Genomic DNA, 24,765 nt, shown 5'->3' with positions numbered 1-24,765 from the left:
CGCTCACAGGGTGGGCCTGTGGGTCCGGTAGTACTCGGTGGGGTCGGGATCCAGCGGCTTGGCGGGTGGCTTGGACCCGGGAGAGGGCAGGTGGGGCCGCAGGCGGTCGAAGATCTCCCGTACGTCCCGCGGGCGGTTCTCCGGAACGCGGTCCACCATGCTCAGGGCAAGGGACCGGAGCTGGAGAGGCACCTGCCGCAGACGGTCGGGCGGCAGCACGGGGCACTCCGGCGCGGGGCGCTCGCTCATGCCGGCGTAGGGCAACCGCATCACGGTCATCTCCAGCATCATGCATCCGAGCGCGAAGATGTCCGAGGACGGCGTCACGCCCTGCGGGCAGCCGTCGAGCTCGTCCGGTGGCACATAGCCGAGCGTGCCGTCACCTCGGTCCGTCTTCTCGCCTCGGAGGAGCGCGAGGCCCAAGTCGATCAGCCAGACACGGCCGTCCGGGTCGAGGATGACGTTCTCCGGTTTGACATCGCGGTGCACCAGCCGCTCTCCGTGCACCCGGTGCAGAATCTCGCACAGCTGACCGATGACGGCTGCCACTGCCGGAACCCGGAACGGACGGGCCCGGAGCATCATGTCGTAGAGAACGGTTCCGTCGACGAACTCCAGGACGATACAGCGCCGTTCGCCGCCGGAGCGGACGGTGCCGCTGGCGATGAGTTCCGGAATTCCCGGGATGCCTGTGAGCCGCTGAGTCATGGCGGCTTCTTCCTCGAACGCCTCCCCGATGTTCCGGTAACTGTCCGCCGATTCGAATACACGGGGTTTCTGGAGCTTTACGGCCACTTTCCTGCCCGTCTCGACATCCCGCCCCAGGTGGAGAACGCCTTGCCCGCCGCTGCCGATCTCGTCGAGCAGCTCATAGCGGTCCAGGACGAGCTTTCCGTGTCGCTTCACGGCCCTGCCTTCCGACCCCGCCGCACGCCTGCGTGCGGCCATCACCGAACTGAAAGGGATGAACATGACAGATTCCTGGTCACCACCCGACGGGGTGTACCGGAAATCCGACGTCTTCACGGTGTCCTTGGGCATGTTCAAGGACACCGCCTATCGCTGCCCTGCGGCCGACGCCATGAAGGCGCGTGGCTACCGGGCGCAGGTGCGAGAGGACAGAAAACGCGAAGTCCTGGAGCACTTCGCCTTCGGTCCCTTCATGAACGGCCCGACCGCCCCGCTCCACGACGGGCTGCGACAGTGGACCGCGCACGCCCGCTCCGCCTACCGTGATGCGTTTCCGGCGGATCCGGCCCGGCCGATGACCGAGGTGCCCGCATGGACCTACCGGCACCAGCTTGCCCGGCCTGACCACCGAGGGGCACACGAATATCGCATCACCGTATGGGGCCGCTGCCTTCGGTCGAAGGACGGCGCCCTGCGCGAACTCCGCCTCCCGGTGAACCGGATCGGCAAGGGAGAGCCGTACCAGGGCCATGTCGCGGCGGCGGCACTGGCCACCGCCGAAGGCATCCCCGGGCCGCTCCCCGAACAGGTCCGTATCGTGGAGTTCGCGTTGCTCGACAGCCGGACCCGCACCCTGTTCGAGGGCACGCGCGCCGAGGCCGTCGAGCGGTACCGGACGGGCGGTGGCCCCGACGCCCTGGCAGCTGTGCTGGACGGCCGGGAGTACCGGCCGGGCCCCTCGTGCGCGGGATGCGCGTACCTCTCGCTCTGTCCGGCCCTGCGTCCGGCACCCGGACTGCTGGGCTTGGACACCACCGGCCGGCCCCGGCGGACCTGGTCGGTCACCAACGGCCGCAGCTACCGCGTCTGCCCGGCGCGCGACCACATGCGCCGCCTGCACCTTCCGGCAGCCGACACCGTCGAGCGCAGCCCTGCGGCCGAACGCGGCCGCGCCGTGCACGCCTACCTCGCCGAACGCCACGGCCACGGCCCCCTTCGCCCCTGCTCGGTGGACGTCCCCGCCCAGTGGGTTCCGGACGGCTTCGAACTGCCCGAGGAGGAGATCGGTCTCGGTGCGCTCCTTCTGCGCCGTCATGCTGCGGTATGCCCGTTGCGGTGCGTGCGAGACAGGAGCGATGTGCGAGCCGAACCCCGTGTGGTCCGTCACGATTCCGCGGCCGATGTGATCGTGATCGCGGAACCGGATCTGCTCTACCGCGACGGGGACTCCTGGGTCTGGCGGGAGACGAAGACGTCCGCCGCTGGCCGAAGCCAGTCCCGCGACGTGCTGAAGCGCTATCCGCAGCTGGCGCTGGCCGTGCGGCTTCTCTCACGCGGCGCCCTGGGCGGTTCGCCCTCCCGGGCCCGCATAGAACTGGAGCTTCTGCGCCCGGCCGGCGCCGACCTGGAGATCATCGACCCGTACGCTCCCGCGGTTCGGGCCGCCGCCGAGGAAGTGGTACGGGCCTTGGCGGCCGACTGGCACCGCGACGACGCCTACCCGCCCCGCCCAGGTCACGGATGTACCCGCTGCGAAGTGGCGCGCTGGTGCTCGGTGCGCGCCGGTGAGGAGACCGTCACATGACGCTCCAGGCGCCGGACGGCGCACCGGAGCGGCCCGGGACACATCAGGGAAGCAACCTCTTTCTCGCTTGGGCGCACGTCGTGACCCTCCTGGCAGAACACGACGGGCTGCGCTCCTTCTCCCTTCCGTACCCGCGCGAAGCGCAGCACGCGCTCGACCGGACGGTCCTGCACTGCCTGAACCATGGACGGACACCTCCGAAGAGCCTGCCCGAGCTCCTGTCCTGGTGCACCCTGCGCAACGCGAGCGACCCTCTGTTCGACGTGCCGCACGCCTTGGTGACCCCGGACGCGCGGTTGATCCACCCGGTAGGGCTGATGCCCACGCGGACATGCCTGGAGCTCGCCCCATTCGGCCGGCCGGGGAGAGCCGAGCAGGACGCGCTCGACTCCCTGTCGGCACTGGAACACAGGTGCGGCTCGGCCGACCGGTTCGACCGGTGCCGGCGGTTTCTGGCACGCCGTCCCGTGATCAGTCAGCAGGACCGCTTCGGCCGCGCCTGGGAACCTGTGACCTGGAACAAAGTCAGGGAGTTGTACGAGCCCGTTCCCGAAGCCCTGTGGGACCGAGGGACGCTCACCCTGTGCGGCACCTGCGGGCTGCCGGCCCGCGCTCCGCGCGGCGAGAGGCACAGCGGGACCGACACCTGGTGCGAAGGGGAGGACTGTCCGCGAGGCATCCCGTTCCGGCGGCTGCGCAAGCCCGGTCAGTGCCTGATCCTGCGGCGTAGCCTGCGCGTATTCCTCACACTCCCGTCCCGCACGGAACAGGAGGTGCTGGATGAACTCACGCGCATCGGCGCCGGGAACACCCTCCTCCCGGACAGCGGTCTGGGCACTTACCACGTCACCGCCCCCGGCTCGCGCTCCTGGTATGTGCAGGTCCACGACCGATGGCAGCCTACGCTGCTGGCGGGCCGTGTCAGCGAGTCCTTCGCCGGTGCCGTCGATCCCGTCCTGGTGGTGGTCCCCCGGCGAGCGGCGGACCGGGCAGGCTACCGCGCCGCCTTCGAGACCGCGCTCGGCGAAGAGTCCCGCGCACGGGTGACCCTCACGACCTCTGATGACCTGGAGCGTCATCTGCGACCCCAGGACCCGACCCGGGAAGCCGAGGAGGAACATGCGTAGCCTCGCCCGTGGCCTGCACGACGTCATCGCCCCGCTCTGGCAGTTCGAGCCTGGCGTACGCAAGGCCGCGTACGAATCCCTGTGCCAGGTCGAGATCGGACTGCGCCTCCAGGAGCGGCTGATGCCGGGAAGTCCGGCGGCACACGCCTGGGTGCTCTTCAGCGGCTACCCCTTCGCCGAGGCGTGGGGCGTCCCCCTGCCTCCCGAAGGCGAGGCCGCGTTGCGCGCCGGGCGCTACTCGATGTGGACACTGCGCCGGCGCCGGGCCTGGCGAGAAGCCCTGGAGCGGTACCAGGGTTTCAAACCGGCCCTGCGCGGCTTCGACGTCCCCGATCCGGACCAGCCCGCCGAGCGCCGCGAGGTGTCGGTGGCGCACGACAGGTGGAGTGTCTACGACGAACTGCTGCGCGTCGCCCCACCACTGGCCGGTGACCGCCCCGACGTGGCCGGCCCGGGACCGCACGCCTTCCCCGTCAGCCACACCATGGCGGTGGTCGACCTCCCGCCCGTTGCGCCCGCGCACCTCGTCGCACACGACCTGGACGCGTTGCCGCCCGGCAAGGGAGAGCCGCTGGCCTTCACTTTGAAGGAGCTGAAGGAGACGGCGGCGTGGATGGACACCGTGGACGACCGCGACTGGGCCGGCAGACTCGGCAGGTTCTTCCTCTCCGTCAGGACCGAACACGGTTTCGAGGGCGCGCGGACGCTCACCGTGGACCGCATCCAGCACCTGCTCGGCATCGTCGGGGCGGGCAAGAGCACCCTGCGCGACGTCATCGCCGTACATCTGGCCACCCGCCCTCACAAGAGGCGGGTCACCGTGGTCGTGGGCGATGTCGCCGAAGTTCTCAAACTCGTCAAGCTCTACAACGTCTACACCGATGGGGCTGCCGCGCCGATCGTGGGGGCCGGCAGCCGGGAACGCCACGCCCAGCGGCTCCACCGGCGACTGGCCGGGCAGGGCGAACACCGGTTGCTCGCACACCAGGACCAGTCCTTCGACCACCTGAGCACCTCCTGCGTCCTCAACGCACTGCGCGGCGGCCCGGCCGGGGTGCTGGCCTTCGGTGAAGCTCCTTGCACCCGGTTGCACCCCGAAGCCTCCAGGCAGCGCGCGGCCACCGGTCGGCACTGGGCGTCACGCTGGCAGCAGAGGCCGGTGAGTTGTCCATACTGGTCCGCGTGCCCGCGGCATCACACCTCGCGCGCGCTGGTGGGAGCGGACATCTGGGTGACGACGCCCGCCGCGCTCGTCGACGCCTCCCCGTCCCGGGCGCAGCAGGGCGAGCGAATCCGGTACCTCGAACTGGCCTGCCGCCGAAGCGACCTCGTCATCGTGGACGAGGCGGACCGGGTGCAGATGCAGTGGGATCAGGCGTTTGCTCCGGCCGTACTGCTGGCAGGGGGAGACGAGGACGGTTTCATCGACAAATTGACCGACCACAAGATCCGGGAGCTGGCCGTTGGAGGCCGGGTACAGCTCTCCGACCGGGACGTGGAGAACTTCACCGCGGCGCTGAACACGGCGCAGGCGGCGACCGATCGCCTGTACGCGATGCTGGTCGCCGACCACGAGTTGCGCACCTGGGTGCGCACCGGCTACTTCAGCGCATGGACGCTGCACCTCAGACTCCTGGACGAGCGTTACAAGACGCCCGAAGGCGACGACACCGCCGACGGGCGCGGGCACGGCGCCGACGCCTCCGGTGCGGAACGGGAGGCTCTGCGGAGCAAGCTGGACGCCTTCCGTGACAACCCCTTCGGAGATCGCTTCCGGTTCACCAAGGAGGACTTCGGCGACCTGACGGGACTGCTCAACGAGATCCTGCACACCGGCAACCCGGAGAACACCAGGCGTCGGGTGGCGCAGGTGATGGACGACGTCTTCCGGCTGGAGTCCTTCATGGACGGCAAACACCAGGAGTACGAGCGGGAGCGTGCACTCTGGCAGGAGAAACACGATCGATGGGAGCGCAGGCGGGGCACCGGCCGGCGGCGAAAGGAGCCACAGCCGCCGCAGACTCCGGAGCAGTGGCGCACCCAGTTCGCCCAGCGTTTCGAGTTCACCCTCCTGCTGTGCGCACTGGAGCCGAAACTGGCTTTGATCAACGCGATGTGGCCGAGGGTGGAGGCGGCTCTCCACCTCGGCTTCAACACGATGTACCGCCGGCCGGCCGACTACGGGCCCATGGTGCCCGAAGCCCCCATGGGCAATGTCATCGGGTTCAAGTTCCACGTCAACGGCCAGGACGAGGGCGGAATCCGCAGTGGTGAGCTGACCTTTTTCCGTTGCAGCGGGGTAGGCCGCGAACTGCTGCGAAACCTGCCCGACATCCCGGCGGTCGACGGCCGGCCCGGGACCCACGTCCTGCTGATGTCGGGCAGCAGCTGGGCCGGCAAGTCCAGCCGCTACCACATCCCCGTACCGGTCGGCGCGATCATCGAGCCGCGGCCGGAAGACACCGAGCGCATCGCTGAAGAGAGCTTGATGCGCTTCGAGTTCATCGACGACGGCGACGCGGCGATACAGGTGTCCGGAACCGCCCCGGACGGCCGGCCGGACAGACTGCGGCGCATCGCTGCCGCGCTGGGCGCGAGCGCGGAGGAGGACGAGGAGGGCGGCCCTCTGGAACGGGAGATGCTGGATCTGCCGGACGGCCGTGACCACATCCTGCTCCTGGTGGGCAGCTACGAAGAGGCCCGAGTGGTCGCGGACACCCTGCACAACCTCAACGTGCGCTGGAAGGGCAGGGTGCTGCGACTGGTCTCGGACGACGAGGACGTCGAGGACGACGGCCACGACGGAGACGGCCACCATGCCAGGGTGCTTCGCCGGGGAGACGTGGAGCACCTGAAGGACTGCCGGGCCGACATCCTGGTGGCGCCCCTGCTCGCACTCGAGCGTGGGCACAACATCCTCAACGACGACGATGTGGCCGCCATCGGCACGGTGTACTTCCTGGTCCGGCCGAACCCGCACCCCGAGGATCTCTCACTCGCCGTCAGCGCGATCAACGACTGGATCGTGCGGGCCCAGGAGAGCGGTGAGTTCGCGCGGTGGATGCGCGGCGGCGCCACCGTGGAGGACGGGGCGGAAGCGGTCCGGCGCAAGGCGCGGTCACGGTGGTACCAGGTACTGCGGCGGAGCATGGCGTGGAGCCGGCTGGGGGACGACCGGGAACAGGTCACCTGGGACATGCTCGTGCTGATGTGGCAGGTCATCGGGCGTCTGGTGCGCGGCGGCGTGCCGGCTCGGGTGGTCTTCGTCGACTCCGCCTTCACCCCGCGCCAGGCCGCCTCCCCACCTCAGCCCGACACCCCCGAGACAAGCCTTCTGCACAGCATCAGGCATGTGCTGCAGCCCTATTTCTCCGGCACGGACAGCGTCCCGGCAGCCGACCGGTTCATCGTCCGGGCGCTCTACAAGCCGCTCTGGCAGATGCTCGACCGCTGTCTGACGGCTCAGGACAGCGCTGCCCGAGCCGGCACGGCCGTGCCGCAACCTCCCCCGACCTGAATCAGAGGAGAAACCTCATGTACGGCACCATCCGTACCTCCGCCTACGAACCCGACCCCGCACACGGACCCTTGGTGGAGTCCCTGCACGTCATGCGGCTCGGCGAGGAGCTGCACACGCTGCTCACCAGCCTGCACGGCCGGATCCGCAAGCAGAGCGACCACACCGCGCGTCTGCCGGTCCGCCAGCTCAACTCCCTGCTGCGATCCATGGCGCCAGGTGTCGTCGCCACCGCCCGCAACGCGCACACGGCGGCTGACAGCCCCTGGCTGTACGGCCGTGAACCGGTGCCCTCCGAGGTCGTCGGCCCGCTGGTGGGCACGTGGGCGGCCGGCCTGCTGCGCGGACACGAGGACGATGAGACCGAGGACGACGAGACCAGGGAGCCGGAGCTGGAGGACCGACTGCTCGAACGGCTGGACACCGTCGTGGCGCACCTACCGCCCTGGCAGGCCGAACCGGTCGACCTGACCGAGACCTCCGTATCCCCCGGCGGCACCGCCGAACCCGCCCGCCGCCTGTTCAGCCTCCTGCCGGAGTGGGCGGCCCATCACCTCGCGGCCCGGCCCTGCCGGGTACTGGGCCAGGACATCCGCTTCCGAGTGGTGAGCCGCGAGGGCGGCGCCGAACTGGTTTCCTGGCCGCCGCAGCGACACGAGCACAAGAGGCGAACCTGGTACTACTCGGCCCTGATCACCCTCACCGTGCACACCGTGCCGTTCGCCGAACGCTTCCGTGTCCACGTCGCGACGAGCATCCGTCGATGGGCTACCGGCCTGGAGATCGAGCCCAGGGAACTGCGCGGCACGACCGTACTGCTGGATGCGCCGCTGCCCTGGCCCGACGGCCCGGACCGCTCGCCCAGGCTGGTGGAGAACACCCTGGCTTTCGAGCGCAGCCGGGGACGCCTGGCGTGGCGCCGGCACAGCCCGGCCCTCCTCCTGCCTGATCTGGACATCGTCCGCCGCTATCCCGAACCCGTGGACCTGTTCTCCGCGCCGGAGCAGTGGCTCAACGGACACAAGGGCGTCGCCGCGGGCATCGTCTACAGCCCGGTCCTCGGTCCGCACAGTGTGGGATCAGGCCTGATGCCCAAGGAGAGGTCCCTGTTGGATACCTGGGTGGAGGAGGGATTGCGGCCGATGCTGCGCCGGGTGCCCGACCTCAGCCGGGTCACCAGGAAGAACACGCCCTCCCTCCTGTCCCGGCCCGCCCTGGCCGGCCAGGCGGCCACACGGGAGACGCTCCTGGCGCTCAGCCGTCGCTCGGCGCTGGCCCGTGCGTTGAACGGTGCGCCGCTCGACGTCGACCTGCGCTGGCAGACCCCCGAGACCCGCAAGGCGCTGCTCGCAGAGCTGCCGGCACTGATCGGGCTCGCGCCGGGACGGCCACGGGACGGTGCCGAAGACACCTGGTGCTGGCAGGCGGACGGAATCGACATCCGCGTCCGGACACGGCCGGCCGGGACTTTGACCGATGCCCTGAAGCTGTCAGGCGACCGTCGGCGCCCCCGTGCCCGCCGGCTGGCCGACGCCATCACCGAAAGGTGCGCTGTCGCCTCCGGCCACATTGAGCCGGCCCCGGCGGGCCTGGGCGTCGCCCTCATCGAGATCGGGGGAAAGAAGCGGTTCAAGGACGTGCCCGACTCCGACCCGAAGCACGCCTTGCGCATCGCCTGCGCCCGGCGGGGAAGGCTGACCCAGTTCATCACCGTGCCCGACGAGGAGGAGGACACCCTCGCCCACCGGGCACGGTGGACATGGCTCGACGTCCTGCGGCAACTCGGCGCCATCTCCCCGCCCGCGCACCGGGTGGGTGCGGGGATCCCGGGCGATGTGCAGTACGCGGCTCTCTGGCTGGTGCGCCACACCAGGAAAGGGCCGACCCGCTGCCCTGTACGCCGCCTGGTGGCGGTACGGGTCCGCCCCGACGAGGGCACCGTCCACGGCTGGAACCCGGAGCGTGCCGAGTGGGTGCCCTACCACCGGCTGCTGCGTTCGCTGGCGGACAGTTCCGGGGTGGACTCGCCGATCACGCCGGAGAGCGACTTCCCGAAGGGCGGCCGCTCGCGGTCGGAAGCGGAACAGCATGGGCAGCAGGAAGCCGAGCGGCAGATCAGGGCCTTGTTCTATCAGTTCCGTGAACGGCCGACGCTGCTGCTGGCCGACCTGGGCAACCTGCGCCAGTGCTGGCCTCGTCTGCGCAACGGAACGCTGGCACGGGACATGCTGGGATTCGGCGCCGACCCGGATCAGCGGCTCGCCGTCTACGGACCCGATTTGCGGATCGTCCTCGCCCGGGACGGCAACGGGCGCGATGAGGTGCCCGAGTGGTACGCCCATGACGGCAAGGGAAAGGTGGGCTTCTCCCAAGGCGTATGGGGGCCGGCCCAGCCGGACAACCGAGTCTTCGCCAGCACGACCGACGTCCCGCACACGGCCACGCTGCCAAAAGGCCTGATGAAGCTGATCCCCACCACGACATACCCCACAGCCCCCAGGAAGACCGCATGGAACCCCGTGTACCTGGAATTGACGGTGCTCGGCTGCCTGTCGCACAAGGCCCTGGCAGACGCCGGGCGGGAACAGGAACAGGCCGACTCGCCCGCCGAGTGGGCGACACTCGCCCACCAACTCCGCTTCCACGATGACTACCCACCGCTCTCCCGCCCGCTTCCTCTGCACCTGGCACGGCTGGCGGGGGAGTACGTTCTGCCTCTTGTCCCTCCTCGTTGATCTCTGTCTCGACGCCAGGAGGTGAGCGGGGCGCGTGGTGTGGAGGGGCACCCCCCATCAGTCGTGCGGTGCGACGGGCTGAGGTACCGAGCTTTTACCGCCGACTTCGGCCATCGCATCCGGGCCTGGCCCGGCCCACACGGTGGTCACCAGGTGTCGACGAACCTCCGCCGCCCCGCCCTCTGCGCGGACCCGCCCTCCAGCGCACTGAGGATCCACCCCCGCGACGCCGCCGGATCGATCACCCCGTCGATCTCCAGCGCCGCCGCCGCGTTCACGGCCTTCCCGTGCTCGTACAGTTCCGCGACCCGTGCCTCGAAGGCCCGCCGCCGCTGCCCGGGGTCCTCGATCGCCGCGAGCTCCTTGCGGTAGCCGAGGCGGACCGCGCCCTCCAGGCCCATGCCGCCGAACTCGCCGCTCGGCCAGGCGGCGGTGGCCAGGGGGGCGCGGGTGGAACCGCCCATCAGGGCCATCGCGCCCAGCCCGTACGCCTTGCGCAGCACCAGGCTCACCAGTGGCACCCGCAGATGGGCGCCGGTCACGAAGAGACGGGCGAAGTGCCGTACCGTCGCCGTCCGCTCCGCGTCGGGGCCGACCATGAAGCCCGGGGTGTCGCACAGCGAGACGACCGGCAGCCCGAAGGCGTCGCACAGCTGGAGGAAGCGGGCCGTCTTGTCGGCCGCGTCCCGGTCGATCGCCCCGCCGAGATGGGCCGGGTTGCTGGCGATCAGTCCCAGCGGCCGGCCCTCGATGCGCACCAGGCAGGTCAGCACCCCCACGCCGAAGGCCGGCCGCAGCTCCAGCACGGAACCGGTGTCGGCGAGCCCGGTGATCACCGTCCGGACGTCGTAGGCGCGGCGGCGGTTCTCCGGCACCGCGTGCCGCAGCGGCCGCTGGTCCGGTGCCTCCCAGCTCTCCTGACGCCCCTGGAAGTACGAGAGATAGCGCCGGGCCGTCCGGACGGCCTCCGTCTCGTCGGCGACCGCGATGTCCACCACCCCGTTGGGCACCTGCACCGACAGCGGGCCCACCTCCTCGGGCCGGTACACGCCGAGGCCGCCGCCCTCGATCATCGCGGGCCCGCCCATCCCGATGGTGGCCTCGGGCGTGGCGATCACCACGTCGCAGCAGCCCAGCAGGGCCGCGTTGCCCGCGAAGCAGCGGCCGGAGGCGATGCCGACGAGCGGGACCAGGCCGCTGAGCCGGCCCATCCGGTGGAAGGTGGACACATGCAGGCCCGCCACGGACGTGGTGTCCGTGTCGCCGGGACGGCCGCCGCCGCCCTCCGCGAACAGCACCACCGGCAGCCGGCGTTCGGCGGCGATGTGCAGCATGCGGTCGGCCTTGCGGTGGTTGTTCAGCCCCTGCGTGCCGGCGAGGACCGTGTAGTCGTACGACATCACCACGCACGGCTCCCCGCCGATCCGTGCGGTGCCGGTGACCATGCCGTCCGCCGGGGTGTCGCGGATCAGTTCGTCCAGCGGGCGGCGGCGGCGCTGCGCGGCGATCGCCAGGGCCCCGAACTCGGTGAAGGAGCCGGGGTCGCACAGGTCGCCGATGTTCTCGCGGGCCGTGCGCCGGCCCGCCGCGTGCCGCTTCGCCACCGCTTGCGGCCGGTGCTCGTCCAGCCCGGCGGCGTGCCGGCGCAGCGCCTCGGCCAGGTCGGCGCGGATGTGGTCCGGGTCGGCCGCGTCGGCCGGCGCGGCCTCGGCGGGCGCGCCGGACACGCCGTCGAGGGTGACGAGCACCCGGCCCTCGCCGACCGTGGCGCCCACGCGCGCGTGCACGGCGTCCACGACCCCGGCGCCCGGGGCCCGCACGACGTGCTCCATCTTCATGGCCTCGATCACCAGCAACCGCTGCCCGGCGCGCACCGGTTCGCCGGGCAGGACGTCGACGGAGACGACCGTGCCGCTCATCGGCGCGGGCACCGCCCCGTCCGCGGCCCGCCCGGTCACGTCCTCGGCGACGGGCCGGGCATGCTCGGCGACGACCGCGGTGTGCGCCCAGAAACGGGGCCTGGCCAGCACCTCCCGCAACAGCCCGAGCCCGGTCCGCACGCCCTCCACGGTGAACTCGCCCAGCGCCCGCCGGGCCCGCGCGCACGCCGCCTCCACACCACCCTCGGGCACATGCGCGACGACCTTCGCGAGCAGCGGGTCGTAGCGGACGTCCACCTCCGTCCCGGTCCGGGCGGCCGTGTCGACCCGGATGCCGGGGCCGGCCGGCACGTCGAAGCGGGTCAGGCGCCCGGCCGACGGGCGCACGCTCCCGTCCGGGCCCGCCGTCTCGGCGTAGACCCGCGCCTGCACGGCGCAGCCGCGCGGCGGCGCGGGCGGACCGGCCAGGCCCAGGTCCTCCAGCGTCCGGCCGGCGGCCAGCCGCAGCTGGGCGGCGACCAGGTCGACGCCGGTCACCTCCTCGGTGACCGTGTGCTCCACCTGGAGCCGCGGGTTGGCCTCGATGAAGTGGAAGGAATCGCCCCGGACGAGGAACTCGACGGTGACCAGGCTCGTGCACCCGGCGGCGCGAGCCAGGCGCAGAGCGCTGTCCAGGATCCCCTGCCGTACGGCGGCGGGCAGTCCGGGCGCCGGGGCGATCTCGATCAGCTTCTGGTGGCGGCGCTGGGCACTGCAATCCCGGTCCCACAGGTGGGTGACCGCCCCGGTCGCGTCCCCGACGACCTGGACCTCGATGTGCCGGGCACCCTCCAGCAGCCGTTCCACGTACAACTCGCCCCGGCCGAAGGCCGCCTCGGCCTCCGACGCGCACCTCTCCCAGGCCTCCGCCAGTTCCCCGGCCCGCCGTACCACCCGCATGCCGCGCCCGCCGCCCCCGGCGACCGCCTTGATCATCAGCGGTCCGTCCGCGAGGAACTGCCGGGCCTGCGCCCGCGTGGTGGCGCCCCCCGTCCCGGGCAGCACCGGCACCCCCGCCGCGACCGCCAGGTCACGGGCGCGCGCCTTGTCCCCGAAGACCTCCAGCACCTGTGGCGGCGGCCCGACGAACACGATCCCCGCCCGCGCGCACCGGCGGGCGAAGTCCGCGTTCTCGCTCAGGAAGCCGTAGCCCGGGTGGAGGAAGCCGCAGCCCGTGCGGTGGGCGGCGGCCAGCAGGGCGTCCGCGTCCAGGTACCCGGCCACCGGGACCGCCTCGTCGGCGGCCCGGACGTGCGCCTCGTCCCCCTCGGCGTGCACGGCGACCGCGCGCATCCCGGTCTCCGACGCGGCCCGCAGCACCCGGACGGCGATCTCCCCGCGGTTGGCGACGAGCACGGCGGCAGAACCCATGGAAGCCCTCCAGGACGGCATCGACCGGCTTGTCATGGTCATTGACATTGACGTCAACGTCAATACGCTGGGCCGGGTGGCACGCACACACCAGGCATGGGCCGTCCGCACCGCCCGCGACCGCACCGAGGCCCCGGCCCGCGCCCACCTCCTCGACGCGGCCGAGACCGTCTTCGCCCGGCTCGGCCACGGTCCCGCCACCGTCGCCGACATCACCGCCGAGGCCGGGGTGTCCCGCGCGGGCTTCTATGTGTACTTCGCCTCCAAGGAAGAGATCTTCCGCGTCCTCGCGGCGCGTGTGCGAGACGCCTTCCTCGCCGCGCAGGACGTCCCCGGCGTCGACACCGACGACGTGCGGGCCGTCGCGGAGGCCGCCGTCGGCGCGTTCGTCGCCGCCTACGCCCGGCATCTGCCGCTGCTCGGCCTGCTGGAACAGCAGGCCCGCACCGACCCGGACGTGGCGGAGCTGTGGCGGGAGATCCGGGAGCGGCCGGTGCGCCGCCACGCCCGCTACATCCGCCGTCTGGCCGCCGAGGGCCGCGCCCGTCCGCTCGCCGAGCCGCTCACCCTGGCCCGCGCGGTGGGCGGCATGTGTGTCGAGTTCGCCCGCCGCACCGCCGAGCGGCCCGGCATCCACCAGGACGCCGTACGCGATGTCACCGCCCTGTACCTGCACCTGCTGCGAGCCGAACCGGCACGTCGGGAGTGACCGCACCATGACGCAGTGGTTCGGTGATCACGGGATCAGGGAGACGGAACCGACCGCGCGAGCCAGTCGTAGGCGGCCCGCGCGGTGAACTCCCGCTGGCCGCCGCGCAGCAGCAGCCCGGCGGTGGCGAACTCCGGGGCACCGGCCTGGGCGGCGACGTACGGGATCGCGATGCAGCGCATCCCGGCGGCGTGCGCGGCGACGGCGCCCGGGGCGGCGTCCTCCAGCACCACGCAGTCGGCCGGACGCGCGCCGAGGCGGCGGGCCGCCTCCAGGAACACGTCGGGCGCGGGCTTGCCCCGGGCGACCTCGTCGGCCGAGACGACGGTGCGCAGATAGGCGTCCAGGCCGGTCCCGGCCAGGATCGCCGCGATGGCCTGCGGCGAAGAACCGGAGGCCACGGCCATGGGCACGTTCTCGGTCGCCAGCAGCTCGACGAACTTCCGCATCTCCGGATACACGCGGGTAGCGGCGCGGGCCAGCTCCAGGTAGCGACGGTTCTTGGCGGCGACCAGCTCCTCCACCGAGGCCGTCAGGCCGTAGCGGCGCCTCCAGTCGGCGACCGTCTCCCGCGTGCTGATGCCGACGTACTCCTCGTGCTGCTCCCAGGTGAAGTCCGGGACGCCCTGCTCGGCGAGGATCTGCCGACCCGCTTCGAAATAGTTCGGCTCGCTGTCCACGAGCGTTCCGTCGAGATCGAAGATGACCGAGATGCCGCCGAGAGTGCTCATGCTCCCCAGCATGTCAAAGATCGCGCGGGCCCCGGAGCGACGCGGTCAGCCCCGGGCAGCGCGGCCCAGGGACTCCACCAGCGGCAGCAGCCGGTGGGGGACGCGCTCGCGCAGCGCCACCTCGGTGCGGGTGCGCACCACGCCGGGCAGGCTGATCAGCTTCTGGATCACGTCCTCCAGGTGGGCGTTGTCCCGCGCCACGACCCGGGTCAGCAGATCCCCGCCGCCGGTGATGGAGAACGCCTCGACGATCTCGGGCACCGCGGCGAGGGCGTCGCCCACGTCGTCGAGGTGGCCCTGGGTGACCTCGATGTGCACGAAGGCGAGCACCGGGTGACCGAGCGCGGCGGGGGAGAGGACGGGGCCCGTACCGGTGATGACCCCCTCCCGCTCCAGCCGGTCGAGGCGGGCCTGGACCGTGCCGCGGGCCACGCCCAGGATGCGGGCGTACTCGCGCACGCTGGTGCGCGGCTGCTCCAGCAGCAGCCGCAGAATGCGGGTGTCCAGCTCGTCCACGGCCACGGTGACCCGTCTCCTCGTCCCTCGGTGAATCCGTCCGACTGTACCAATGGCCCAGCCGCGAGCTCAGCCGGTGTGCCACTCGTCCTGGGCCGTTGGTCCGCTCGCGGCCGAACCTGAGCGGGCTGGACTGTGCCAATGGACCAGTCTGAAAGGTAGCTCTTGAGCCACTGGTGTCCGGGATGCTGATATGGATACGTCGATGGCGCTGCGGATCCCGCGGCGCCTTTTTCATGCCGGTCGGTGATCAGTGAACGAAGGGGGCGGTCCGTCAGTGCTGAAGAGAGTGTTCGTGGCTCCGGATCCGGGGCGGACACGGTTGCGTTTCGCCACGCGGGCCGTCCTCGGCATCGGACTGGCCGTCGTCGTCTGCGGTCTGGCCGGACACTCCCTCCAGGGCGCCGTCACCGGCGGCCTCGCCGCCCTGCTCGCCCTCTTCACCGTCACCGACGCCACGGTCCGCGGGCAGGCGGTCACCACCGCGCTGCTGCCGGCCGTGGGCCTGCCCGTGCTCGCGCTCGCGGCCGGGCTGCACGACCACCCCGTGGCCCGGGACCTCGCCTTCCTGGCCATCGTCGGCCTGGGCGTGTACGCCCGCCGCTGGGGACCGCGCGGACACAGCCTCGGCGTGTTCGCCTTCATGACCTACTTCGTGGCGCAGTTCCTGCACGCGACCACCGGCCGGCTGCCCGAGCTGTTCGCGTCCGTGCTGCTGTCCGTGCTCACCGCCGCGGCGGTGCGGTTCGGCCTGTGGTGCTACGAGCGGCGCCTCCCGCCCGCCCCGGTGCCCGCCCCGCCGGGAGGCACCGGTCTGGCCCGCGTGACCACGCGCCAGGCCGTCCAGGCCACCGCCGGCGCGGGCTTCGCGCTCGTCGCCGGCCAGCTGGTCTCCGGGCAGCGCTGGTACTGGGCCGTCGGCGCGACCTGGTGGATCTTCGTCAACACCACCTCGCGCGGCGAGACCCTCGTCCGCGGCTTCCGGCGGGTCCTCGGCACCGTCCTCGGCATCGGTCTCGGCCTGCTCGTCGCCGTGCCCGTGCAGGGCGCCGCGGTGCCCACGGCCGTGCTCGTCGCCGTCTGCGTCTTCGGGATCTTCTACACGGCCGCCGTGTCGTACACCTGGATGATGCTGTGCGTGACGGTGCTCGCCGGATCGCTCTACGGCCTTCTGGGCGTCCTCACCCCCGGCCTGCTCGCCCTGCGGCTCGCCGAGACCGCCGTCGGCGCGCTCGGCGCGGTCCTCGCCGTGCTCCTCGTCCTGCCCGTGACCACCCACGCCGTCACCGACGCCTGGATCCAGCGCGCGCTGCGCTGCGTCCACGCCTGCACCGCCGAGGCCGCCGCGCGCCTGGCCGGCGACGAGAACGCCGACCCGGCGCCCCGGGTGGCCGAGCTGGAGCAGCTCCTGGGCCGGGTGCGGCTGTCGGTCGCCCCGCTGGTGCACCCGCTGAACCCGGCCCTCGGCCGCAAGCGGCGCGCCCGCCGTGTCCTCGCCCTGCTCGACGACTGCGCCCGGGAGGTCCGCGGTCTGGTCGCGGTCGCCGCCGACCCCGAGGCGTCCCACGACGCCCGCCTGGCCGCGGCCTGCTGGCGTGTCGAGTCCGCCGTCGAGGCGCTCACCGGGGGTGGCGCCGTTCCCGCGCGGGAGCCCGGCCGCGAGCCCGCCGCCGAACCCGCCCTGGTCCACCTCCACGGCCTGGAGCGGGCCCTGGCCGAACTCGCCGTGCCGCTGCGCGCGGGATCGGGCTCACCGCTGGTCGGGGCCTGACGCGACGGGGCCGGGCGGTCCCCGGCCCCGCGGTCCCGGCACCACGTACGGCGTTTGGTCTAGACCTGGCCTGATCGACTGCTACCGTCACCCCGGACGGCACGGGGACGACGAGAGGGGACAGCGGTGGCAGAGGGCGGCAGGCGGCAGCGGCGGGCGTTCATCGGGTCGTTCACGGCGGCCGGGGGCCCCGGGATCGTGACGGCGGCGGTCGCCGCGGACACCGGTGCGCTGACCGCTGTGAGCACCCTGGACGGCGTACCCGACCCCTCCTACCTGGCCCTGTCGCCGGACGGGGGCACGCTCTACGCCGTCAGCGAGACCGCCGAAGGGGCGGTGGCCGCCTACCGCGTGCGCGGGGACCGGCCCGAACCCGCCGGGGCGCCGGTGCCCGTCGACGGCAGCGGCCCCACCCACCTCAGCCTGTTCGCCGGTCACGTCCTGACCGCGAACTACGGCTCCGGCAGCGTCACCGCCGTTCCGCTGCGCGCCGACGGCACCCTCTCCCCGGCCGCGTCCGCCGTGCTCCGGCACACCGGGGCGGGCCCGCACACCCCGCGCCAGCAGGGCCCGCACGCCCACCAGGTACAGCCGGACCCGAGCGGCCGGTGGGCGGTCAGCGTCGACCTCGGCACCGACTCCGTACGGGTCTGCACGCTGACGGACGGCGCCCTGGCCGTGCACCGGGAGACCGCGCTGCGCCCCGGCTCGGGGCCGCGGCACCTGGCCTTCCACCCGGACGGCACCCGCGCCTACGTGCTCAACGAACTCACCCCGACCGTCACCGTGTGCCGGTGGGACGCGGCCGGCGGCGCCCTCCAGCCGCTCGCCGAGACTCCGGTGCTGCCCGGCGCCCCGGCGGGTGACGCCTACCCCTCGGGCATCGTCGCCTCCCGCGACGGCCGCTTCGTATGGACCGCGACCCGCGGGGCGGACGTCCTGTCGGTCCTCGCCGTCGAGGGGGAGACCCTGCGGCTGCTGGGAACCGTCCCCTGCGCGGGCCGCTGGCCCAGGGCGATCGCCGAGTCCGACGGTGTCCTGTACGTGGCGAACGAGCGGTCCGGAGACGTGGCCTGGTTCCCGGTCGACCCCGGCACCGGGATGCCGCGCCGCGGCGGCTCCCTCAAAGTGCCGGCGGCCTCCTGTGTGATCTTCGACTGAGCCCGGCCGCCGTGGCGAGGCCGCCTGGCGGCCCCGAGCCCCTGCCGCCCGGGTGCCGCGGCGGCGTCCGTTCCCCGGGGGGCGGGGCGGAACACGGCGGGACACGGCGAAGGGCCCGCTCCGGAACCGGAGCGGGCCCTTTCGGCGCGGCAGCCGGAACGTCCGCAGACCTTCCGCAGACGTGACGGGACGTCCCGAAGCGCCCGAGACGTCCCCCGCGTCAGCGGACCGGCGCGCTCTGTGCCGGCTGCGGCGCGATGCCCAGGGCGGTCGTGTACTTGGCCAGGGCCAGCTTGCCGATCGCCGGGTAGGGGCCGAGGGGCTGGGAGGCGGGGCAGCCGGCCTCCGCGGCCGCCGCCTCGATCAGCGACGCGTCGATCTCCGGGCCGATCAGGTACGGCGCGAGGGCCAGCTGCTGCGAGCCCGAGGACCGCAGCTGCTCGGCCACCGACGCGATCGAACCCTCCACGTCCAGGGCCGCCGCCATCACCGGCACCGCGAGGCGCGCGGCGAGCAGCATGCCGGTGATCCCGGCCGCCTGCGCGGCCTCGTCACCGCCCACGGACGCCAGGATGATGCCGTCCGCGGCGGTCGCCACCGTGAACAGACGGGCCCGGTCGGCGCGGGCCAGACCGGCCTCGGACAACCGCACGTGCAGCGCCTCGGCGAGCAGCGGGTGCGGGCCGAGCACGTCGGTCAGCTCCGCGGCCACCCGGCTGTCCATGACGGCCTGGCGGACCTGGCGCAGCAGCGCGCTGTCCGGGCCGGCCAGCAGCGGCACGACGACGGCGACGGGGCCCTCGGGCTCCTTCACCTCCGCACCGGCGGCGAGCGCCAGCTCGTAACGGGCCGTGCGCTGTTCGGCGGCGTGGGCCAGCACCGACCGCAGCGAGGGGAACTCCTCGTCGTCCCCGTCGAGGTACCCGATCAGGGCGTTGAGGCCGGGCAGCTCGGAGCGGGCGACGCTCACGACCTCCTCGGCGAGACCGCGCGTCGCCCCGCTGGGCGTGCCCGGCACCGCGAGGACGAGCGCGGGCGCGCCTTCGGGAGCCACCAGGGGCTCGGGACGGCGGTGCCGTCCGGGCTGGCGGGGGCGCGGCATTCGTACTGGCAGGCCGGACGCGGGCCCAGTGGGGGAGCTCATGGCGCCGCATGTTACTGGTTTCCTGGGCTCCCCTGTTCGGGGAGGGTGCAGGTGAGCGGTATCCGTCCGGTTTTGTCGGATGAGTTACGTACGGAAAGGAAGACATCCGCACGAATGCGGCCGCGGCGGGGGCCGGCGAGGGCCCGGAAAACCGTGCCAGGGGCATCCTTTCCGGGCGCGGACGGCGGCCCCTCCCCGGACCGGCGGAGGCGGGTGCGGACCGGCCGCCGGGAGGGCGTCAGCTGTCCGCCGCGGTCGTCACCCACAGCATCGCCTTGTCCTCCGGGAGGGTGAGGGAGCCCGTCACGAGCCCGGTGGCGACGCGGACCGAGCCGTCCAGCGGGTCACCTTCGGCCACCACCCGCCGCGCGTGCGGCAGCCGCTTCGCCAGTTCTTCCTCCAGAGGCCCGACGAGGGCGTCGCCCAGCTTCAGCAGGCCGCCGGTGACGGCGACCCGGGCCTCGCCCGCGCCCGGGCACACCGCGGCGGCCGAGCCGGCCATGTGCCGGGCCGCGGCGCGCATCACGTCCGCGGCGACCGGGTCGCCGTCCGCGCAGGCGGCGGCCACCTGGGGCGCGAAGGAGGCGAGGACGGCCGGGCGGTCGGGACGCGGGTACAGGGCGCCGGGCAGCCCGGAGACCGGCCCGAACTGCTCCTCGGCCCGGGCCAGCAGCCGGGCGGAGCCGCCGTCGCGTCCGTCGTGGGCCCGCAGGGCCGCCTCCAGCCCGGCCCGCCCGATCCACGCGCCGCCGCCGCAGTCGCCGAGCAGGTGCCCCCAGCCGTCCGCACGGCGCCAGCGGGTCAGGTCGGTGCCGATCGCGATCAGGCCGGTGCCGGCGGCGACGACGGCACCGGGCCGCGGGCCGAGCGCACCGACGTAGGCGGTGACGGCGTCGGCGGCCAGCGCGACCGTCCGGGTGCCCAGCTCCCGGGCGAGGGCGGCGGGCAGTACGTCGCGCAGGCCGTCGCCCAGGGTGGCGAGACCGGCCGCCCCGACGACGACGGTACGGGGGCGCCGCACGCCCGTCTCGGCCGCCAGCGCCCGGGCCATGGGCACGAGCTGTTCCATGAAATGGTCGGGATCGATCCCCCGCGCACCGGTGCGCACCGGCTCCCGGGACGTCCGCAGGCCCAGCACTCCGTGCCCGGCCCTCCCGGCGACGACCCGGAGCCCGGAACCACCGGAGTCCACGGCGAGGAAGCCGGCCGCCTCCGCCGGGACCGGCCCGCCGGCCGGTCCGCCCCCCGCCCCCCGGCCGGTCACGGCAGGCACCGGTCCACGGGCCGGGGCCACGGCACCGGGCCCTCGCCGGACGACCGGGGTGGTCCCGGATCGGCCGCCGGTTCCCGGCAGACGCCGGCGAGACGGCCGGGCAGCGGACGCCCGCCGGGCGCGGTCGAGCGCGACGGCCCCGCCGCCTGAGCGGGGGTCGTGAGGGCGGCCGCGGGTGCGGAACGAGGCGGCTCACCAGGGCGAGGACGCCTGCGGAGTGGGTGGATCACTGGACTCGACGTGCCCCTCTCGTCCCGGACGGCCGGCTGCGGGATCTGCCCGACACTCTGGCAGAAGACCATGAGGAAGAGTAGGGGCCGGGGGCGCGCCCCCGGCGGCCGGGGCCGCCGACCCCCCGCATACGCCAGTAGAGTGATCGCCCGTGGCACCACGACCCCTACATGAACTCGTCGAGCCCGGCTGGGCCAAGGCCCTGGAACCCGTGGCCGAGCGCATCGCCCGCATGGGCGACTTCCTCCGCGCCGAACTCGCGGCAGGCCGTACCTACCTGCCCGCCGGACCCGACGTCCTGCGCGCCTTCCAGCAGCCTTTCGACGATGTGCGCGCCCTGATCGTCGGGCAGGACCCGTACCCCACGCCCGGGATGCCGATCGGCCTCAGCTTCGCCGTGGCTCCCGAGGTGCGCCGTCTGCCCGGCAGCCTGCTCAACATCTTCCAGGAACTCCAGAGCGACCTCGGTCTGCCCCGTCCCTCCAACGGAGACCTCACCCCGTGGACGCGGCAAGGGGTGCTCCTGCTGAACCGGGCACTGACGACGAGGCCGAACAGTCCCGGCTCACACCGGGACAAGGGATGGGAGGAGGTCACCGAGCAGGCGATCCGCGCGCTCGCCGAGCGGGGCAAGCCCCTGGTCTCCATCTTGTGGGGAAGGGACGCCCGCAATCTGCGCCCGCATCTCGACCGGTACCCGGTGATCGAGTCCGCCCATCCCTCGCCCCGCTCCGCCGACCGGGGGTTCTTCGGCTCGCGTCCCTTCAGCCGGGCCAACGAGCACCTCACCCGCCAGGGCGCCGCGCCGGTGGACTGGCGCCTGCCCTGACGCTCGTATCCGCTCGTGAGCCGGCCGTCCTCGCGTGGTCCCCGCCGACCGGGGCGACGTGGTTCCCGGTCGGCTCACCGGGCACCCGGCACGCCCCGCGGGCCGGCGCGGCGCCGCCGTACGCCCGTCGCGCGTCCCGCTCTGCGCGGGGCAGCCGGTCTCGTCGGCGACCGGCGGGGCACCGACGGCGCCGGGGCGCGCGGCGGCGCGGGGGACGCCGGCACCGGCGAGACCGGCTCCGGCCGGCCCCTGCGGAGTCAGGCGTCGTAGTAGAGCGCGAACTCCTAGGGGTGCGGGCGGTGGCGGATCGCGTCGATCTCCCGCTCGCGCTTGAGCCGGATGTGGGTCTCGATGAGGTCGGGGGTGAACACGCCCCCTTCGAGCAGGTAGTCGTGGTCCTCCTCCAGGGCGCGCACGGCCTCGCCGAGGCTTTCGGGCAGGCGGCCGAGGGGCCGCCCGTCCGCCCCCCGGCTCGCGTAGAGATCGGCGTCGACGGGCGCGGGGGGCTCCGTCTTGTTGCGGATGCCGTCGAGCCCCGCCATCAGCAGCGCGGAGAAGCCGAGGTAGGGGTTGCCGGTCGCGTCCGGGAAACGGATCTCCACGCGTTTGGCGCGGGCGTCGTCCCCGGTCACCGGGATTCGTACGCAGGCCGACCGGTTTCCCTGCGAGTCACGAGGTTGACGGGGGCCTCGAAGCCGGGAAGCAGGCGGTGGTACGAGTTGAGCGACGGGTTGGTGAGCGCGCACAGGCTCGCCGCGTGCCGCATGACGCCGCCGATGTAGCACCGGGCCGTGTCGGACAGCCCGCCGTAACCGAGCGGGTCGTGGAAGAGCGGTTCGCCGTCCTTCCACCGCCCTGTCCGCCACCGCCTCCGCCCTCGGCGTCATCCCCGCCGGGGCGGTCGCCCTGCCGCTCGGCGTGGACCGCGTCATGGACGCCATGCGCGTCGCCACCAACCTGCTGGGCAACTGCGCCGCGGCCTTCGTGGTCTCCCGATGGGAGGGCGCCCTCGACCGTGACCGCACCGAGGAGGCGCTGAAGCGGCCCGGCCCCGCCCGGCCGTGACGGCTGCTCGCGCCGGCGGCCGGGTCAGGCCCTCCGTCCGGTTCAGCCGACGACCGCGGCCCGTACGCACAGCACGTCCGGCAGGTGTGCGGCCAGCTGCCGCCAGCCGTCCCCGTCGTCGGCCGACGCGTACAGCTCGCCGTTGCGGTTGCCGAAGTACACGCCGGCCGGGTCCGCGTCGTCCGTGCACAGCGCGTCGCGCAGCACCGTGCCGTAGTGGTCCCCCGGCGGGAGCCCCGCCGTGAGCGGCTCCCAGCTGCGGCCCGCGTCGGCCGTGCGGAAGACGCGGCACCGCCGCCCGGCCGGCACCCGGTCCGCGTCGGCGTTGATCGGGAAGACGTACGCCGTGTCACCGCGGTGCGGATGGGCGGCCACGGCGAAGCCGAATGTGGAGGGCAGGCCCTCGCCGATGTCCGTCCAGTGCGCGCCCCCGTCGTCGCTGCGGTAGACGCCCCAGTGGTTCTGGAGGTACAGCCGGTCGGGGGCCGCCGCGTCCCGCGCGACCTTGTGCACGCACTGGCCGAACTCCGGGTCGGGGTCCGGCAGGAACACCGCGGAGACCCCGGAGTTGGACGGCGCCCAGCTCGCGCCGCCGTCGGTCGTGCGGAACACCCCCGCGGCCGAGACGGCGACCGTCACCGCCCGGGGATCGCGCCGGTCGGTGAGCACGGTGTGCAGTCCCTCGCCGCCACCGCCCGGCGCCCACTGTCCGCGCGTGGGGTGCTCCCACAGCGGACGGACCAGTTCGAAGCTCTCCCCGCGGTCATGCGAGCGGTACAGCGCGGCCGGTTCCGTGCCCGCGTACACCACGTCGGGTTCCGCGGCGGACGGGTGGAGCTGCCACACCCGCTCCAGCGAGGCCCCGGTGTCCTGCGGGAACCTGACGGCGGGACGGGCCGGCTCGGTCCAGGTGCGGCCGAGGTCGTCGGAGTGGAACACCGACGGCCCCCAGTGCGCGCTGTCGCCGCCGGCCAGCAGGCGCGGGGTGCCGCCGCGGGTGTCGATGGCGACCGAGTACACGGCCTGCGCGTTGAAGTGGGGACTTTCGTCGAATTCCCAGGCGGCGCCCCGCCGGCGCCCGATGAACAGGCCCTTGCGCGTGCCCACGGCGAGCAGTACCTCGGTCATGCCGATCACCTCCGCGGCGTCCCCGTCGACGCCATCTACCGGACACCGGCCAGTCTGCACCCCGGCACTGACAGACTCCTGTGGAACGGCGTCCGCGCAGGTCACACGGTGTGGCACGGCGCGGCGGCCGTACGGAGGCCCGCCAGGGCACTCCGTACGGCCGCGCTCACGGGGCGGGGCTCACCGGTAGGTGATGTCGGACGCCGCGTACTTGCAGTAGGTGCCGTCGGGCCCCGAGCCGTTCGTGGTCGGCTCGTCGCCGTCGTCGTTGCCGATGTACTTCTGGCACGGGACGATCTTCCGGCTGGTGTCGCCGACGATGGTGATGTTGCGCAGGGTCGCGCTGTCGCCGTAGTTGGTGTTGATCCCGACCAGCCGGCTGCCCTTCCAGGTCACCTCGACGGTGTTGAGGTTGATCGTCCGCTTGTACTGCGTGGAGCAGTTGCCGCAGGACCGGATGAAGGTGCCGAAGTTCTGCACGGCGAAGTTGGAGACGTTGAGCGTCCCGGCGCCGTTGAACTGGAACACCTTGTCGCTGGCTTCCTTCGCGCCGCCGCCGACGACGTTGTAGACGTTCGACGAGGAGGAGCCGCGGAAGGTCGCCGCGTCCTCGCCGACATCCTCCCACCAGACGTTCTGCAACGTGCAGCTGCCCTTGCAGTGGACGCCGTCGGCGGCGGGCGCGCCGAGGATGACGTTCTTCAGGACGGCGCCGGGCTCCAGTTGCAGGATCGGGCCCTGGTCCTCGCCCTGGCCGTCGGAGCCCAGGGCGCCGGTGCCGTACAGGCGCTTCATCCCGTAGTCCTTGGTGCCGGACACCGAGATGGTGGAGGAGACGCCCTGGCTGCCGTTGGCGGTCGGCCAGGTGGCGGCGTGCGCCGTGGACTCCATGGTCATGATCATGCCAACCGAGAGTCCGAGCGCGGCCAGCGCGCCGGTCGCCGCGCGGACGCGGGGGCGTCGACGTGTGGCAGAAGTCATGTCCCGTTTCCTTCTGTGATGTGGGGTGATGGGTGCCCGAACCCGCCGGGCGCCGGAGTGTCC

The 24,765-nt window shown here is 73.0% G+C and carries 16 protein-coding genes and 2 pseudogenes; 9 read left to right on the top strand and 9 right to left on the bottom strand.

The annotated features are described in order from the left end of the window. Positions 1–3: 3 nt before the first annotated feature. Positions 4–1,041, bottom strand: coding sequence for a serine/threonine-protein kinase (locus AB0L74_RS14070; protein ID WP_365650282.1), 1,038 nt, complete (start codon positions 1,039–1,041; stop codon positions 4–6). Here AB0L74_RS14070 and AB0L74_RS14065 point away from each other — a divergent pair. The 4 genes from AB0L74_RS14065 to AB0L74_RS14050 are packed head-to-tail and all read left to right on the top strand — an operon-like array spanning position 1,040 to position 9,873. Then, positions 1,040–2,494 carry a PD-(D/E)XK nuclease family protein gene (locus AB0L74_RS14065; protein WP_365650279.1) on the top strand — a complete coding sequence of 485 codons (1,455 nt, stop codon included), beginning with the start codon at positions 1,040–1,042 and terminating at the stop codon, positions 2,492–2,494. The two genes, AB0L74_RS14070 and AB0L74_RS14065, sit on opposite strands and share 2 nt — an antisense overlap. Beyond that, entirely contained in the window at positions 2,491–3,621 is a 1,131-nt protein-coding gene (locus AB0L74_RS14060) for a hypothetical protein (protein WP_365650276.1), read from the top strand. Before AB0L74_RS14065 ends, AB0L74_RS14060 begins: the two co-directional genes overlap by 4 nt. Continuing rightward, positions 3,614–7,138, top strand: a complete 3,525-nt coding sequence (locus tag AB0L74_RS14055) for a hypothetical protein (RefSeq protein ID WP_365650273.1) — start codon at positions 3,614–3,616, stop codon at positions 7,136–7,138. The genes AB0L74_RS14060 and AB0L74_RS14055 overlap by 8 nt, the downstream gene beginning before the upstream one ends. A 17-nt stretch (positions 7,139–7,155) precedes the next feature. Continuing rightward, positions 7,156–9,873: a DUF3962 domain-containing protein gene (locus AB0L74_RS14050; RefSeq protein ID WP_365650270.1), complete on the top strand. Its 2,718-nt coding sequence runs from the start codon at positions 7,156–7,158 to the stop codon at positions 9,871–9,873. Positions 9,874–10,019: 146 nt separating this feature from the next. Here AB0L74_RS14050 and AB0L74_RS14045 read toward each other — a convergent pair whose 3' ends face one another. Continuing rightward, entirely contained in the window at positions 10,020–13,163 is a 3,144-nt protein-coding gene (locus AB0L74_RS14045) for a carboxyl transferase domain-containing protein (RefSeq protein WP_365650267.1), read from the bottom strand. Positions 13,164–13,239: 76 nt separating this feature from the next. Between AB0L74_RS14045 and AB0L74_RS14040 the strand changes: the two genes are divergently transcribed. After that, positions 13,240–13,872, top strand: coding sequence for a TetR/AcrR family transcriptional regulator (locus AB0L74_RS14040; protein WP_365650264.1), 633 nt, complete (start codon positions 13,240–13,242; stop codon positions 13,870–13,872). 35 nt (positions 13,873–13,907) lie between these two features. Here AB0L74_RS14040 and AB0L74_RS14035 read toward each other — a convergent pair whose 3' ends face one another. After that, positions 13,908–14,603, bottom strand: a complete 696-nt coding sequence (locus tag AB0L74_RS14035; protein ID WP_365650261.1) for an HAD family phosphatase — start codon at positions 14,601–14,603, stop codon at positions 13,908–13,910. A 45-nt stretch (positions 14,604–14,648) separates the two neighbouring features. After that, positions 14,649–15,125, bottom strand: coding sequence for an Lrp/AsnC family transcriptional regulator (locus AB0L74_RS14030; protein WP_365650258.1), 477 nt, complete (start codon positions 15,123–15,125; stop codon positions 14,649–14,651). 271 nt (positions 15,126–15,396) lie between these two features. On the opposite strand from AB0L74_RS14030, the gene AB0L74_RS14025 reads away from it, so the two are divergent. Together AB0L74_RS14025 and AB0L74_RS14020 are read left to right on the top strand one after the other, a co-directional pair. After that, a complete protein-coding gene (locus AB0L74_RS14025; protein ID WP_365650255.1) occupies positions 15,397–16,890 on the top strand; it encodes an FUSC family protein in 1,494 nt (497 codons plus the stop codon). A 126-nt stretch (positions 16,891–17,016) separates the two neighbouring features. After that, on the top strand, positions 17,017–18,051 hold the full coding sequence (locus tag AB0L74_RS14020; protein ID WP_365650252.1) for a lactonase family protein: 1,035 nt from the start codon (positions 17,017–17,019) through the stop codon (positions 18,049–18,051). A gap of 220 nt (positions 18,052–18,271) precedes the next feature. Here AB0L74_RS14020 and AB0L74_RS14015 read toward each other — a convergent pair whose 3' ends face one another. Then, a complete protein-coding gene (locus tag AB0L74_RS14015; RefSeq protein ID WP_365650249.1) occupies positions 18,272–19,195 on the bottom strand; it encodes a hypothetical protein in 924 nt (307 codons plus the stop codon). Between the two features lie 238 nt (positions 19,196–19,433). Next, positions 19,434–20,459, bottom strand: a complete 1,026-nt coding sequence (locus AB0L74_RS14010; protein ID WP_365650665.1) for a BadF/BadG/BcrA/BcrD ATPase family protein — start codon at positions 20,457–20,459, stop codon at positions 19,434–19,436. A 391-nt stretch (positions 20,460–20,850) separates the two neighbouring features. On the opposite strand from AB0L74_RS14010, the gene AB0L74_RS14005 reads away from it, so the two are divergent. Then, positions 20,851–21,528 carry a uracil-DNA glycosylase gene (locus tag AB0L74_RS14005; RefSeq protein WP_365650246.1) on the top strand — a complete coding sequence of 226 codons (678 nt, stop codon included), beginning with the start codon at positions 20,851–20,853 and terminating at the stop codon, positions 21,526–21,528. Positions 21,529–21,812: 284 nt separating this feature from the next. Here AB0L74_RS14005 and AB0L74_RS14000 read toward each other — a convergent pair. Then, a pseudogene (locus tag AB0L74_RS14000) lies at positions 21,813–22,369 on the bottom strand (type I glutamate--ammonia ligase); the annotation flags it as partial. Between the two features lie 11 nt (positions 22,370–22,380). Between AB0L74_RS14000 and AB0L74_RS13995 the strand changes: the two are divergent. After that, positions 22,381–22,545: pseudogene (locus AB0L74_RS13995) on the top strand (cation:dicarboxylase symporter family transporter); the annotation flags it as partial. Between the two features lie 90 nt (positions 22,546–22,635). Here AB0L74_RS13995 and AB0L74_RS13990 read toward each other — a convergent pair. Then, complete coding sequence (locus AB0L74_RS13990) at positions 22,636–23,721, bottom strand: exo-alpha-sialidase (protein WP_365650244.1); 1,086 nt, start codon at positions 23,719–23,721, stop codon at positions 22,636–22,638. 180 nt (positions 23,722–23,901) lie between these two features. Beyond that, entirely contained in the window at positions 23,902–24,702 is an 801-nt protein-coding gene (locus AB0L74_RS13985; RefSeq protein ID WP_365650241.1) for a pectate lyase, read from the bottom strand. Positions 24,703–24,765 lie beyond the last annotated feature (63 nt).

The sequence above is a fragment of the Streptomyces sp. NPDC052020 genome, assembly GCF_040680575.1.
Classification (GTDB): domain Bacteria; phylum Actinomycetota; class Actinomycetes; order Streptomycetales; family Streptomycetaceae; genus Streptomyces.
The sequence above is the reverse complement of the archived record's forward strand: the minus strand, read 5'-3'. Positions and strand labels throughout refer to the sequence as shown.

What these genes read in the sequence shown, in the direction of transcription:
- AB0L74_RS13985 (WP_365650241.1), bottom strand. Translation starts at nt 24,702, where the DNA reads ATGACTTCTGCCACACGTCGACGCCCCCGCGTCCGCGCGGCGACCGGC.
- AB0L74_RS14050 (WP_365650270.1), top strand. Translation starts at nt 7,156, where the DNA reads ATGTACGGCACCATCCGTACCTCCGCCTACGAACCCGACCCCGCACAC.
- AB0L74_RS14045 (WP_365650267.1), bottom strand. Translation starts at nt 13,163, where the DNA reads ATGGGTTCTGCCGCCGTGCTCGTCGCCAACCGCGGGGAGATCGCCGTC.
- AB0L74_RS14015 (WP_365650249.1), bottom strand. Translation starts at nt 19,195, where the DNA reads ATGAGCTCCCCCACTGGGCCCGCGTCCGGCCTGCCAGTACGAATGCCG.
- AB0L74_RS14055 (WP_365650273.1), top strand. Translation starts at nt 3,614, where the DNA reads ATGCGTAGCCTCGCCCGTGGCCTGCACGACGTCATCGCCCCGCTCTGG.
- AB0L74_RS14065 (WP_365650279.1), top strand. Translation starts at nt 1,040, where the DNA reads ATGTTCAAGGACACCGCCTATCGCTGCCCTGCGGCCGACGCCATGAAG.
- AB0L74_RS14035 (WP_365650261.1), bottom strand. Translation starts at nt 14,603, where the DNA reads ATGAGCACTCTCGGCGGCATCTCGGTCATCTTCGATCTCGACGGAACG.
- AB0L74_RS14070 (WP_365650282.1), bottom strand. Translation starts at nt 1,041, where the DNA reads ATGCCCAAGGACACCGTGAAGACGTCGGATTTCCGGTACACCCCGTCG.
- AB0L74_RS13990 (WP_365650244.1), bottom strand. Translation starts at nt 23,721, where the DNA reads ATGACCGAGGTACTGCTCGCCGTGGGCACGCGCAAGGGCCTGTTCATC.
- AB0L74_RS14060 (WP_365650276.1), top strand. Translation starts at nt 2,491, where the DNA reads ATGACGCTCCAGGCGCCGGACGGCGCACCGGAGCGGCCCGGGACACAT.